Source organism: Opitutus sp. ER46, from assembly GCF_003054705.1.
GTDB lineage: Bacteria > Verrucomicrobiota > Verrucomicrobiia > Opitutales > Opitutaceae > ER46.
The window spans coordinates 1-13,869 of the sequence record NZ_QAYX01000017.1; the positions used below are offsets into that span (position 1 = coordinate 1).

The 13,869-nt window shown below is 63.9% G+C and carries 11 protein-coding genes; 2 read left to right on the top strand and 9 right to left on the bottom strand.

The window, feature by feature from the left end; translation table 11 throughout:
- Positions 1-326 precede the first annotated feature (326 nt).
- The 8 genes from DB354_RS21875 to DB354_RS02405 form a co-directional block, all read right to left on the bottom strand.
- Positions 327-842, bottom strand: a complete 516-nt coding sequence (locus DB354_RS21875; RefSeq protein ID WP_146180075.1) for a hypothetical protein — start codon at positions 840-842, stop codon at positions 327-329.
- Between the two features lie 215 nt (positions 843-1,057).
- Entirely contained in the window at positions 1,058-1,759 is a 702-nt protein-coding gene (locus DB354_RS22175) for a hypothetical protein (RefSeq protein WP_158277328.1), read from the bottom strand.
- Positions 1,760-2,410: 651 nt separating this feature from the next.
- On the bottom strand, positions 2,411-2,710 hold the full coding sequence (locus DB354_RS02380; RefSeq protein ID WP_107833837.1) for a hypothetical protein: 300 nt from the start codon (positions 2,708-2,710) through the stop codon (positions 2,411-2,413).
- A gap of 705 nt (positions 2,711-3,415) precedes the next feature.
- Positions 3,416-4,771, bottom strand: coding sequence for a TolC family protein (locus tag DB354_RS02385; protein WP_107833838.1), 1,356 nt, complete (start codon positions 4,769-4,771; stop codon positions 3,416-3,418).
- Positions 4,768-7,854 carry an efflux RND transporter permease subunit gene (locus DB354_RS02390; protein WP_107833839.1) on the bottom strand — a complete coding sequence of 1,029 codons (3,087 nt, stop codon included), beginning with the start codon at positions 7,852-7,854 and terminating at the stop codon, positions 4,768-4,770. The genes DB354_RS02385 and DB354_RS02390 overlap by 4 nt, the downstream gene beginning before the upstream one ends.
- Positions 7,851-8,894 (bottom strand): efflux RND transporter periplasmic adaptor subunit, encoded by a 1,044-nt coding sequence (locus DB354_RS02395; RefSeq protein WP_107833840.1) that lies wholly within the window; start codon positions 8,892-8,894, stop codon positions 7,851-7,853. Before DB354_RS02395 ends, DB354_RS02390 begins: the two co-directional genes overlap by 4 nt.
- A 102-nt stretch (positions 8,895-8,996) precedes the next feature.
- Positions 8,997-9,506, bottom strand: a complete 510-nt coding sequence (locus tag DB354_RS02400) for a MarR family transcriptional regulator (protein ID WP_107833841.1) — start codon at positions 9,504-9,506, stop codon at positions 8,997-8,999.
- A 247-nt stretch (positions 9,507-9,753) separates the two neighbouring features.
- Entirely contained in the window at positions 9,754-10,638 is an 885-nt protein-coding gene (locus DB354_RS02405) for a LysR family transcriptional regulator (RefSeq protein WP_107833842.1), read from the bottom strand.
- Between the two features lie 349 nt (positions 10,639-10,987).
- Between DB354_RS02405 and DB354_RS21885 the strand changes: the two genes are divergently transcribed.
- The gene (locus DB354_RS21885; protein ID WP_146180077.1) at positions 10,988-11,485 is read left to right on the top strand and encodes a hypothetical protein; all 498 of its coding nucleotides are present in this window, start codon (positions 10,988-10,990) and stop codon (positions 11,483-11,485) included.
- A gap of 49 nt (positions 11,486-11,534) precedes the next feature.
- Here DB354_RS21885 and DB354_RS02415 read toward each other — a convergent pair whose 3' ends face one another.
- Positions 11,535-12,665 (bottom strand): uroporphyrinogen decarboxylase family protein, encoded by a 1,131-nt coding sequence (locus DB354_RS02415; RefSeq protein WP_158277329.1) that lies wholly within the window; start codon positions 12,663-12,665, stop codon positions 11,535-11,537.
- Between the two features lie 343 nt (positions 12,666-13,008).
- Here DB354_RS02415 and DB354_RS02420 point away from each other — a divergent pair, with 343 nt between their 5' ends.
- Positions 13,009-13,806 (top strand): hypothetical protein, encoded by a 798-nt coding sequence (locus tag DB354_RS02420; protein ID WP_107833845.1) that lies wholly within the window; start codon positions 13,009-13,011, stop codon positions 13,804-13,806.
- Positions 13,807-13,869: the final 63 nt, after the last annotated feature.

A 13,869-nucleotide genomic window follows, 5' to 3' on the forward strand; every position in this document is an offset into this window, starting at 1 on the left:
GCCATCCCCCGAGTCTAGCCGGTACGAATCGCCCCGTCACCACGCCCAAGTTGAACGCTTACGCTGCATCCCAAGTTCAGCTGTTCGAAAGTCACGACGAGGAGGAAATTGTCACTACGCCCCCAAGGGGCGTCGGCCGGCGTGGCGGCGATTCTTCTTACCGTGTCCATCCCTTGGACAACGGCCTTCATGGCCGATTCCTTGACGGCACGGTAGACCGTCTCGGCCTTGCACGAAACTCGATTCGGCATGGCTTAATGCTAATCTTCGATTTCGACTTGTTCAGCGTTGCCGCCTAGGGGCGCGTTCCTACTGGTCAGCGATTGTTAGCTGCTACCAAGCTCAGGCACATCGAGTGCAATCAGATCCATGTAAATTTGGATCTCTCCTCTCCTTAGTCGTGATAACTGAACATAATCATATTGAGGTTGGTCTCGGCAGAACTGAGAAAGGTTTGTACCGATGAATAGAGTGCCAGTCTTCGCATCACGAAATGCGAACGGCTTTGCGGCAGCTACGCTTACGCCCTCATAACCTCCCGGTGTCATATTGAATCCTCTGGGATTCTCGTAGGTGTTTCCGTCTTTGATGTGCTGGATTTCTTTGTCAGAAAGCTCTTCCTTTTCACATTCTTCGACCACCGACCAAACAAAGTAATTCGAGCCACCGTAGAGGTTGAAGCAATTTTGGAGATACTGATTGCAGTGCTGGTTCTTCTTCAGGTCGCGCTCGTGCTGATCGAATCGGCGGTCAACATCGATCGATAAGCCAAAATATCCATGGTCTCCGAGTTGCTGAGCAGGCACGGCGCAGCCACTGATCATGTAAATTCCGACGGTCATTTGTTGGCTAGGCTCTTTCTTTCCGGCGCTGACGCAATATGTGTCTCGCGGCTTTTTCCTCCCGATCTCCCGCAGTACCGACAAACGTCAAATCCGTCTTCCCGCACTCTGCGAAATCACAATGATACCGGATACGACGGTCTTGTGGCTCACCTTCTCCAATACGACATCCACTCGGATGTGGGCGTTAGGTGATTGTGGCAAAATCTGTGGCTTCACTTGCCGTCTCTCCACTGCATCCAAGCGTTGTCTCCGCTCAGGATCATCTTTCCCTCTGTCGCGGGGACGAACCACATTTGCAACATCGGGTATCCTTGAAAGTGCATGATGCCGCGACAAAACAGGAAAACTGGAATGTTGTCCGGTACCGAGATGGTGAAGACGCCATCAGCATCGGTGCGACCCGAGGCGACAATCGGGACGTTTTTCAAAGCTGCGGCAAACGCATCGCGTTCGCCCGCCAGCGTGGTCCCAAGTCCGTTCCGATCACCATTAGGATGCTGGGCGTAGTATCGCTTTTGAGCGGCTTTAACGTCGTCCATCGCCGCGAGTGGGTAAGCCTCAACGTGGGCCTCAGAAATCCTCTCTGTTGTGCCGCTAATGGTAGTGAAGATTTGCCCGGTAATTGTCTTTGTATGACCGCTGGCGGCTGGCAGAGAGTATGACGGTGGAGGCGGTGGCGGTGGTGCGGCCTGCGGAATCCTAGACCGCATCGCCGCCAAAACATCGGGCGGGAGGTTCGCGTATTGGATGGTCCCTCGCCCGCCGTCCCACTTCGCCATTGCTGCCGAGGTCGCATAGGAAACGAAAAGGACATTGTGAAGGACCGTCCCGTCACTGAGCTGCAATTCTGGAATTGGGGCGCGTAGGTCGATCCCAGCGCCAAAGGCCTGTTTGGAAACGAGACCGAAGATCACCACAAGGACTGCCAAGAACCGGACCATAGCTCCGTTCTGCCACTGCCACGGGAGCGGTACAATTGTTTTAATGGGGGTCTGCGCTCGGCGCTTCACGTCGCCGGCGGGTTCGATACCCAGTCTCTATAAGGTCAGGTCGAGTAGCGCGAAGTTCTGTTGGCGCAATGGGGATGAGAACGGTGACGGCACGCACATTCGGCTCGCCGATTAGAATTGAGGAAGATGCCAAGAATTCTGCCAAGTACCCCTGAATTTCAGCTCGGCTTTTTCCGGCGCCTCCTCTGACTGGAGGCCTATGCCGGCGACGAAACTTCGTTCAATCCCGGCCCCTGGCACCAGCCTTCGCTCATCCGCAAGCGGATGAGACTACGGCTGGCAGGCCAGCCACACGCGTGCGGGACCGGGGTGGGATTGCCGAGCGAAGGCTGCCCGCCATAGGCTTGGCGGCGGCGGGCGAACGACAATGACCTACGTCTACATCCTCGAAAGCGTGAACACCCTTGGAGAGCGGTACATCGGGCAAACCGACGACCTGCGAGCGCGGTTGGCTTTCCATCAACACACGCCAATCAACGAGCCGCGACCGGCGTGACGCGTGGTGCCAGCATTCACTCGCGCGGGCCGAGCGAGTCAGAAAAAACTCGCGCAGATTTACGCGCGCTTCTCCGCGCGTCGCTGGGCTTCGGCGAGAAGTTTTTTCAGCGCGGCGATGTTGTCGCGCAAGTAAACGAGGTCGGAGTGAAACATGCGGACGCCTTGACGGAGGCGCGCGTGTTCCTGTGCGAACTGGGGTGAGTTTAGCAACCGATCGAGATTCGTGACGTGTTTCAGCAGTGGGTCGATTCGCAGCCGGGCCCAGTTGGTTTTCGAAGGCAACTGCGAGAACTCGCGTTTTAGCGACTGCAGGGTCTTTCGGTGCGCGGGGATACTGCCCTTGTAGACTTTGTCCATATGGTGCGCGCAACGAGCCTCTGCCTTTGCGAACGTCAAGCGAAGCATGCGTCGCGCGGTCGGTGAAACGCACTTCATTTCACATTGGGGGCGTGCCGTCGCGGCCGAGGGTTTTCGCACGCTGCTCGCGAAGCCGGTGGCGGGTTCTCGAATCCCATCGTGCCGTTTTTGAAGCGATCGCCCTCGGGGTACCAACTCGATGGATGCAGGACCGCGCGCGGATTCGTGCGAGAAATCATGAGCCGTCCGATCGAGACACGCTCGAGTTTTTCGCATCGGCGCCTCAGTTCCCGCGTGAAACCGCCGCAACCTGCCGCAGAAAGTATCCGGACATTATCGCGGAGTATCCGGACATTATTCCGGAGTATCTGGACATTATTCCGCAAGTGGCCGGATGTCGGGTGGATATAATTGCAGCCCTCGTCCGCTGGGCTCCTGGGTTTTCGGCGGTCTCCGACTGTTTTCGTGAACGCGAACACAGCAAGGATCGGGCAGGGAAGTGACGGAAACGGAAGGAGGTTGGGCCGCAAGAAGGTGCAAGAGGCCCAAAGACGCAGGGCGGAGAACGCGCCCATCAGGGGCGCGTCGGGGCGGAAAGGGGCAAGTCGCAGCGCGGTTTTCCGGTAAAATGGCGCCGCCCATTCTCTGCCTCCTCCGCCCGTTCGTGAGCATCAGGACGTCAGCAGGGACGCGGACGAATCCGGGTCATAGCTGTCCGGCGAGATAATGAAGGTGCAGGAGGGCAATGTGGCGCTGGCAGTTGGCGTCAAAGAGATCGGCCTCGGCCTTCCGGAGCTCGGCGTCGGTCTCCAGCGTCGCCGCCTCGAGGGCCAGTCCGTTGGTCGCAGACTGGTGCGCAAGTTCGGAGGCGCGGCGCCGAAATGAAACGGCCTCGTGGGCGAGCGCGATCCGTTCGTCGGCGAACACGAGGTCCTGGTGCGCCAAGCGGAGCCGGCGCGCAGCCTCCTCCTCGAGGCGGTCCTGGTTTAGCTCGGCCCCGCGACGCTGTGACAGCGCGCGGGTGACTAGCGCGCGGCGCCGGCCGAAATCGAAGACGTCCCAGCTCAATGTTACGCCGACCACGCCGTTGTCGCGGGCGACGAGCGGCACGCCGTCCTGCCGAACCACGCCGCCGACCAGGGAGACGTCGGGGATGTAGGCTTGGCGCGCGGCACGCACGCCGGCAGTGGCGCGTTCTAACGTGGCGGCGGCGATGAGGCGCTCCGGGTTGTTGGCGGCTTGCGCAATCCAATCGGAGAGCGGCCGATCCTCGCGGGTCGGAAGCCGGTCGGTGACGACGAGGTCGTCGACGCCGCCGCGTCCGATCAGATCGGCGAGCTCCAGCGACAGGCGCGCGTACTCCTGCCGGCTGCGGGTGAGTTCCGCGCGCGCCTGGATCACGGCCGCTCCCAACCCGATGACCTTGTCGTCGAGCAACTCACCCGCACTGCGGGCGACCCTGGCGTCGTGGAGCCGCCGCTCTTGCCAGCGGAGCATCGCCTCCTTTTCGGAAATCCTCAGGGTCTGGACGCGCAGGCCGACAAAGAGCTCCTCGATGTCGAGCCTGATCCGGGCGTTGACGTGATTCAGTTCCCGCTGCGCCTCCGCAACGCCGGCGCCGGCGGCACGCACGCCGCTGCCGATCCGCCAGAGCTGCGAGAGCGGCTGCGCGACGGTAAGCGAGCCAACGGAGGGCGTCCGGCTGCCGCGGGCGAGTGCGAGGTCGTTCGTTGGGAAGGCCGTGACGTCCAGCGGCCCCAGGCCGAGGGCCGGCCCGGTGCCGTTGAGAACCGAGGTGAGCGATCCACGGGCGAGCTTTACCTCGAGCGGATCCTTCATGTACCAGGAGGCTCCATACACGTGGACCTGGGCGAACCGCTGCCGCTGCGCGGCCGTGAGCTCGGCCGCCGCGGTGTCGACTTTGGTCTGCCCCAGCTGCGAGGCCTTACTCTTCTGCAGTGCGAGCGAGAGGGCCTGGTCGAGCGTTAGCGGCTCGCCGGCGAGACCGAGGCCGCAAAAGGTGCTCGCCGCGAAAAGCGGAATGAGGAAACGGGCTTTCATGAGCGGCTCTCCTGATCGTCCGTGGGCGCGACGGGCCGCATGACGACGCTGTACATGGCGGGAATGACGACGAGGGTCATGCCCATTGACCAGATGATCCCGATCGAGAAGGCGCCGGCCAGAGGCGCCCACAGGGGGGAACGCGTGATCAGCATCGGGGCCATGCCGACGGCAGCGGCCATCGAGGTGAGAAAGATAGGGCGGAGCCGGCGGACGCCCGAGGCGATCGCGGCGGCAGTGGCATCAAGCTTTTCCTCCCGGCGCAGGTGGTTCGCGTGGTCGACGAGTATGACCGAGTTTCGAATCACGATGCCAACGAGGCTGATCATCCCGATACCGGCCGTGAAACTCATCACGTTGTGAGTGATGACGAGGCCGGTGATCGCGCCGAAGAGCGTAAGCGGGATCGCCAGCATCACGAGCAGCGTCTCCCGCACCGTTTTGAATTCGAACAGGATCACGCCGAAGATGAGGACCAGGCTGGCGAGCAGGGCGCCGAGCATCTGCCCGTAGGTCTTTTGCTGGTTCTCGTACTCGCCGCCGAATTCGATGCGGTAGCCCGGCGGCAGCTTCAGCTCCGCCACCTGCCGCCGCAGCGGCGCGAGGACCTGCGAAGGCAACGTCCGCGCATCCGGTGAGATCAGCACCGTCAGCGTGCGCAGCCCGTTGCGATGCGCGATCTGGGCCGGCTGCCAGGTCGGCACGGGCGTGGCGACCTCCGCCACCGGCACGGGGGCACTGGTCGAAAGGGTGCCGAGCATGAACGAACGAAGGGCGGCGTAGTCCTCGCGATGCGCGGCGTTGAGGCGAAGCACGATCGGCACCGTGGCGTCGTGTTCCCATACCTGGGTGACGGGGAAGCCGGAGAATCCGGCACGAACTTGGGCGGCGATCAGGCTGGTCGCCAGACCGAGCCGATTGGCCATCTCGGCATCGACCTGGAGATTGATCGCGAGGCCGTCGCGAAAGTTGTCGCGCACCTGGGTGGCGCCGGGGATCCGCTGCGCCAGGGCGCGGATCCGATCGCCGTACTCGCGCAATGTCGCCAAGTCGGGACCGCTGAGACGGACCTCGACGGGCGCGCCGTATTCCTCTCCTTGCTGGATCCGCTTCACGTCGATGCGGACGCCAGGCGCGAAGTTGACGAGCTTCGTGAAGTACTCCTGCGCCAGCGCGCCGGTTTCCTTGGCGGTCCGGGTGCTGACGAGAAGCATGCCGTAGCTCGGACGCGGGAACTCGGGCGAGAAGCTGTAGTACACTCGCGGGGCAGCGGTACCGACGAAAGCCGCAAACTTCGGGATCCGCTGGTCGGCGCGCAGGACGGCCTCGACCTGGCGGACGACGCGATCCGTCGCCTCAAGCCGGGTGCCGAGCGGCATGTCGATCTCAATGATGAACTGGTCGCGTTCGGCGGCGGGAAAGAGTTCCTGCTTTACGACCGGCGTCAGCAGCAGCGCAGCGGGAATGGTAAGCAGGGCGAGGCTCGTGGTGAGATAGGGATGAGCGACCGCGGGGCGAATGATCCGCTCGTAAGTCGCCAAGACACGGTCGAGCACGCGCGCGCCCATGGTCTGGCGGCCGCCCTTCAGGCCCTGCCGGATGCAGAGGTAGCACAGGAGCGGCGTGACGCACAGCGCCACGACGAGCGAGAGCAGCAGAGCCACGGCGACGGTGATCGGCATGGCCCAGAGAAACTCCTTCGAGTTGCCGGTGAGGAAGAAGTTCAGCGGCGCGAAGGCCAGGATGATGGCCACCGTGGCGGCCAGCACCGGAACGATCAACTCATGGGCCCCGCGCCACGCCGCGTCCCAGCGCGTGGCGCCGGCGTCGAGTTTCTCGAGGTAGTTGTCGACGATGACGATGGCGTTGTCGACGACCATGCCCAACACGACGATCAGCGAGGCGAGCGAAACCTGGTGCAGCTCAATCCCGAGCAGACTCAGGTTGCAGAAGGTCGCGGCGATGGTGAGGGGGATGGCGAGCGCCGCGATCAGCGCCACGCGCAGGGGCAGCAGAATCACCGTGACGAGCACGACCGCGGCGATCGCGATGAAGAACTCCACGATGAAGTGGTGGATTGACTGCGCCACCACCTCCGGCTGGTCGTTGATCACCACGACGTCGACGTCGGACGGGAGGAGCGATCGCACCTGGTTGATCTGTTGCCGCACGGCCTGGCCGAACTCGACGATGTTGTAGCCCGGCTGCATCTCCGCCGAGATCATCAACGCCGCGTCGTCGCGACCGTTCACCCGCAGAAACGCCTCGGGATCGGACAGCCTCCGGCTGACGGTGGCGATGTCGCCGATGCGAACGACGCGCTCGTGCGGCAGGTCGGAGAACACCACTTGCTGGCGAACATCCGCAATGGAGGTGAGGCGTCCAACCGTATGGAGCGGAGTCTCAGTGTCGCCGGCCTTGATGGTGCCGGTGGGCGGCGTCGAGTTCTGCAGCAGGAGCGCGGCCGACACGGCCGGCAGGTTGACGGCGAAACGGGCGAGGCGCTGGGAGTCCGCCTCGACGTAGATCGTCTCGTTGCGTTCGCCGTAGCGCTTAATCCGCCCCATGCCCTCGACGCGCCTGAGCCCGTCTTCAATCCGCTGGGCAAAGCGACGGGTCTCGTCGTAGGTGCGCTGCGGCGAAGAGACGCCGATGAGTAGCGCGACGGATTCGCCAAAATCGGAATTGACGATCGGGGGCAGAGTCGCGGCGGGGAGCGCGGTCGCCTTCAGCTCCGCCAATCCGAGCCGCAGGCGCGACCAGAACGCCTTCTGGTCCTTGGTCCACTCGTGCAACTCGACCGTGACCACCACCAAGCCGTCGCGGGTGACGGACTTGGTCTTCCGATGATTAACCTCGGTAAAAGAGAACAGGTAGTTCTCCAGCGGGCGTGTGACCTGCTGCTCGACCTCGGCGGCGTTGGCGCCGGGGTAGGGAACGGCGACGAGCGCCTGATACACCGAGATGGTTGGCGTATCCTGCCGTGGCATCCGCAGGAGCGCGTTGAGGCCGAGCAGGAGCGCAAAGCAACTGAGGACGAACACCACCTGTCGGTGGCGCAGGGGCCAGGTGAGAAATTTCATGGCCGATGGGCGAGCGCGAGACGGGTACCCTCGAACAACGTATGGGGAACGTTGAGGACGATCTGGTCGCCGTCGGTCAGCCCGGCGGAGACTTCGATGCCGGTGGCAGTTAGGGATTCCACCTGGATCAGTTGCCGGACCGCCGTCTGCCGCGTCGGCTCGACGAGCCAGACGAAGAGCGAGCCGTCAGGGTGCTTTTGTACAGCTTGCGGCGGAACGAGAAGCGCGCGGTGCGTTCGGCCGGTCAAGATGTGGGCTACGACGACGTGCCCCTGCCGGAGTTCGCCGCCGCGGTTCGCGAGCCGCACCTTTACGGTGAACGTGCGGGCCAGTGGATCGGCATTGGGCAGGATCGATTCGACTGTTCCGCGTTGCGGATCGTGGCCTGCGGCGGGGACGTGAACATCGACGAGCTGACCAACCTGCACCCTGGAAATCTCTGTCTCCGCAACCCCGACGTTGGCCCAGACGGCGCCGGGCGGCAAGAGGGTGAACACGGGTACGGCAGGGACGGCAACGAGTCCCGGCGCGATACCGCGTCGCACGACCCAGCCGTCGCATGGCGCGTGCAAGACGGTGTAGTCAAGTTGCCGGCGCGCGAGGGTTGCGGCCGCTTCGGCCTGCTGCAGGGCGGAGCTGATGCGATCGAAATCCGTGGCGGTGAGACTGCCGGCCTCGTGGAGGCGGGCCAGGCGCGCATGCCGAGATTTGACCTCCTGCAGTTGGGCTTCGGCGATGGCGACGCTCCTCTCGTAATCCACGGGATCGAGCTGGGCGAGCACGTCGCCCTGCTTGATCAGGGCGCCGTCGGCGGCCGGCACCGATAGCACGCGGCCGGAGACCATGAAGGCAATCTCGGCCTTGTCGATCGCCTCGATCGCGCCCGAGGCAACGATCTGTTCCGGCACATTGCTGGCGTGGACTATATGAACCGAGACGGTGACGGCAGCCGGCGACGCCTGACTGACGTCGCGGTCGCAGCCTGTCAGCGGAACGAGGACGACCAGGAGGGTCGCTCGAAAGGACGATGGTATCTTCATGGAGGATTCGGACAGAGAGTGGATCTCCGTCGTGGACGGACGGTATCGACCACTCACGGACGGACGCTCGCGAAGGCGGAGCGTCTGGTCGTAAACTGGAGTTCAGCCGGCGGAGGGTTTTCCGCGGGCGGCTGCGTCGAGGCGGCGAAAGGCCTCGACGAGGACCTCATTGGCGTGGACGCCGATCGCGCGCCCAATCTGGTGCGCCTTCTCGATCGTGAGCTGCAGCGATTGCTCCGCCAGGCTGCGCCCGGCGTCGGTGAGTTCGATGAATATTCTGCGGCGGTCGGCTGTGGCGCGCTCGCGCCGGATGAGCGCACGCCCTTCCAGGCGATCGGCTGCCTCGGTCATGCTCGGGCGCGCCGATCCCGTCTGCGCTGCCACGGCGGCGAGCGTGGAGCGTTCCGGCGCGATCGCGTAGAGCGTAACGAGAACAGCGAAATCGAGTTCCGACAGCCCGAGGCGTTCGAACTCGCGGCGAAACGCGTGGCGAACCGCGGTGGCGGTGCTGAGCAGCCCGAGGACGACGCGGCAATGCGTCGCATCCGCCCCGCGCTTCTGACCGGCGATCGTCAGGATCGCGCGAAACGGGATGGTGTTGGCGGCGATCATGGGACGTGGCGGTTGTCGCGCGCGCTTGGGCTGAACTGATCCATGGCATTATTCTACGGCGCGGCCTTCGCTGGGAGAAATAGCCTGCCAGACCTCGACCTATTCCGGCCTGGAATAATTTTCCCGCCGACGCATCAACCGCCGACGCATCATGAGGCGATTCTCGATGCGCGATGGAGTTGCGACGCGGAGCTGGATATCGACCGCGAGGGGAGGGCGGCGATATCGCGCAGGCCGGGACGCGGGGTCAAACCCTCCGCGCCTTGAGCGCGCCTCTGAGCGCCTCGAGGTAAGCCGGGATGAGTGGTGACGGGGATTCCTTGCTGGAAACCGCGAATACCTCGAGCGGTGTGCAATCGGTCTCGACCATCACGGTGCCAGGTTCAGCGCGGCCGTTTCCCCAGTCGGGAATGAGTCCGACCCCATGGCCGGCGATGACGTGGGCGACGATTCCCGGCAGCGACTCGGTTGCCGTCCCGTACTTGGGTGTGAACTGGAGAATCTGGGACATGACGACCCGCCCTCCCGGCATGCTCTGCGGCGCCAGGGTTAGCCAGCGCTCGTTTTTCAGTTCCTTGAGTTCAATCTGCGGGCGGGACGCGAGTCGGTGGTGGTCCGGGAGCAGGACCTTGATTCGCACTGCGCACACGCGCTGCAATTCGAGGTCGTCGGCGGCGCCGAGGAACATGGGAGCGGAGAAGCCGAGGTCGATCTCCCGCGCGCGGATGGCACCGAGATGCTCGGTGACGGGCCGTTCGACGAAGCTCACGGAGAGACGCGGATGGAGCGTGGTCATTTTGCGCGCCGCTGCTGCGATCGGCAATCCGACCAGCCGCCAGTCGCAACCGACGCGAAGAGTGCCGACCGAACCCTTGGCGAGTTGCTGGGCCCCCGTGACGGCGATGTCGCACTGGATCAGGATCCGGCGGGTCTGTTCCTGGAAGTAGTGGCCCATCTCGGTCAGGCTCACCTTAGTCGTCGTACGATGAAACAGCTGGCCGCCGAGCTCCTGTTCAAGCGCGCGAATCTGTTTGCTCAACGCGGACTGGGCTACGTGCAGCCGTTCGCCCGCCCGGCTGAAGTTCAGGGTTTCAGCCACGGCCAGGAAGTAGCGGATGTGACGGAGCTCCATCTCGCCTCTAAAGCAGGTGCGCAGAGTCGAGGCAAGCGACGGGCTGATGCGTTGGGCGAGTCGGCCGCGGGCGAGTCGGCTGACGGCGGAGCGCGGGACACCTCATACGCGGGCGAGACTGGGACGGAAAAGTTGGATCCGAAGAGGATTTCCGCGCGACCGCGCAGGCTTTCGGGTGGGGCTCGGCCGATACTGTCGGCGTTTCGGCGGGGTTATAGCCCTCGGGCATAGACGTGATTCGCCGGAGGCATTTCTGAAACCGGGAACATCCTGCTATCGTAGGATGCTGGATACGCGCAGACCCCGTCGGGCGATACTGTCGTGGATCCCGTGCTCTCCTTCTCTTCCCATGCATCCTCGAATTCGGCAGACCCGGTGTGACCCTGTACATCGCAACAGATGGGCCGGAGACGGTTTCGGAGATCTCGCCGGCGTCACCGTACCGAAGGCGGTATGGCGGCTCATTGCCCTTGCGGAGCGCGCGGGACTCAGCATCCCCGTGCATCGGGCGCGACTTCTCAAGGCATTGGCCGCGCCGCGCGGCGTGCCGGATCCCATGGCCCGCGTGCTGGCGGCTTTCGAACTGGACCGAACGGAACTGTTTCTGGTCGTGAACCTATTCTCGGTCGATCCGCAACCCGTGCGTCTTTCGGTTCTCGCGGACCAATCGGGCGCGAGCATCGCGGAAGTCCGTGAAGCGTTTGGCCATCTGGATGCTCAGGGTGTTGTCAGTTCGCCCGGGACGGGCCGCCTCAGGGACGACCGGGATGTCATGCTGACCGAACTTGGCCGAGACATGACCGTGTACGCAGTGTACCGTCTCGTCGACGTCGCCAAAGCGCTGTGACGTTTGCGTATCCGCAAGCCCGGACGCTCAACTCAACATTGGCCTGCGGTTACCCGTCCAGCGCATGGATCTCCTCGTAGGTCGCGTGCTGCTCGGCGGGGTCTTCGATGTGGGTGCCGACGATCAGCTTCAGACCGGGTTTCCAGAGTTGGCGGACGCGCGACATGACTTCGGCGCGATCGCCTACGATCCGTGCGTGCAGGATGATGCCGGTGCCGACGAGCGCGTCCCGGAAGGTCGCAGCGTCGTTGAAACCGGGATCGGTCTGCGGACTGAAGGCGCCGTCGACGATGCAGAGATTCGGAATCGACTTCACCGTGTCGATCCAGCGCGCCCAGTTGCCGCAGGAGTGAATGCCAACCCCGCCAAAGGCCGCGCCCAGTTGCGCGCAGTCGGTGCTACAGAACTCGGCCAGCATCGCCGGCGAAATCATGACGAGGTTGTCGGTGCTCAGCGCGATGCCCATGCCCGCGCGCGAACTGGCGAAGCCGTGTCCCGGACGCGCGAGCGTGTTGCCCAGGAGGGCGCTCTGCCGGCGCGTGAAACGGATGATCTCGTCGCGCAGCGCGCCCAGGATCTGCTGCGCGCGCTGGGGCTCGTCGTAGCAGAGCTCGAGAAATTGTCCGAGTTCGACAATCCCGCCGACGGCGTTGATGGGGGCCTGCAGGTCGCACCAGGAAATCGGGACGCGCCCCTGCGTGGCCGAGAGGAAGTACTCGATCGTCTCGAGCGTGTACCGGAGGATCGGGACCTCCTCGGCGGGGCGGGGCTCGAGCTGGTTGGGAATGTCGGCGACCGACGCGTAGGCCGGCATGACCACCGGGGCTTGGCCCGGCAGCCATTCGTACGTGGCGCCAAACGCGGCGGCGGTCGTGCCGATGCCGTACCACGGTTCGAGGTACGTGGGCGCGTCGGTGCGGTAGTCGAGCGTGCGCTGGAGCGCGCCGATCTGCCAACGCAGCGACTCGCGCATGTCGCGGCAGGCGTCACGGAACACCTCGCCCGCGCGGACGCGCTGCCACACCGCGATGCCGTCCTGCTGTTGCAGAAACGCGTGGAAGCGCGCATCGGCCTCGGCCGCGAACGCTTCGTAGCGCGCGAAATCGAAAGCTGCCGGGTCGATCGGCCGGACCGGCATGGCCATCGCGTCCTTGCGGGTGATGTCGAAGGTGGGTGGCATGAAGAGGGAGTGAGGGAAAGGGAGAGTGAGGGGCGGGCGGCGGGGGGAATAGGCCGCGTCGTGGTGAATAGAGTAAGTGTGGGGGGGCGGAAAGGGAGAAGACGGCCGGTGCGGGCCGGGGCCGGTCTTACTCTTTCTCCTACTCTTACTCTTTCTCCTACTCTTACTCTTTCTCTCGAACCTTCTCGGCCGGCGCGAGCGGGCCGAGAACGAGAACGGCCTTCGGAGTGAGAGTGAAAGTGAGAGAGGTGCGCCTTCGGAATGATGGTCAGAGTGAGGGCGGGCGGGCCCCGAGTTTCCCGCTCGCCGGAGGGGGGCGGAGCGCTTAGTCCGAACGGCTTTCATGAGCACCCAGCTTAAGTTCCAGAACTCGCCCTTCGTCCTCGCGGCGCCGTCGGCTCAAAACGCCGTCGATCTCTTCGAGAACTGGGCGTCGCTTCTGCCGGCCGAGTCGGGGCTCACGACCAATGGCAAGGCGGGGCTGTTCGTCGACGAGCGCATCCAGTGGCTCAACGCCACCTACGGGGCCGTCACGGGGCGCTCGCTGCGCGATCTCAACGTGCTGGAACTCGGACCGCTTGAGGCCGGCCACACGACCATGCTCGAGCGGCTCGGGGTCGGCCATATCGACGCCATCGAGGCGAACGGGATCGCGTACCTGAAGTGCCTCGTCGTGAAGGAGCTATTCGGGCTGCAAAAAACCCGATTCCAGCTCGGCAACGTCATCCCGTTTCTCAAACAGTGTCAGACGCGCTACGACCTGGGACTCTGCCTCGCCTTCCTGAATCACCTGACGGATCCCGTGAGCCTGCTGCGACAGCTCAGCGCGCACTGCGATTCGATCTACGTGTGGAACGTCACCTACAACGAGCGCCTCTTCCAGCTGCACCCGGAATTCAAACCGGCGTTCGGCGAGGGAAAGCTGATCGAGAGCGACGGGCTGCGCTACACGTACTACCCGCACTATTACGGCGACGTGAAGGACTTCAGCGCGTTCTGGGGCGGCGTGGCGCCGTCGTGCTGCTGGATGACGATCGACGACTACCTGCAGGTGCTGGGAAAGCTCGGCTACTCGAAGATCCAGCACCAGATCGACGATAACTACTTCGGCGACGCGCTGCGCGTCTTTGCCTCACGCTGAGCGGGAGCGCGGCGGCGCTGGCGCCCCGACGCTCCGACGGCGCGGCCGGGTCGGGGTGACGCC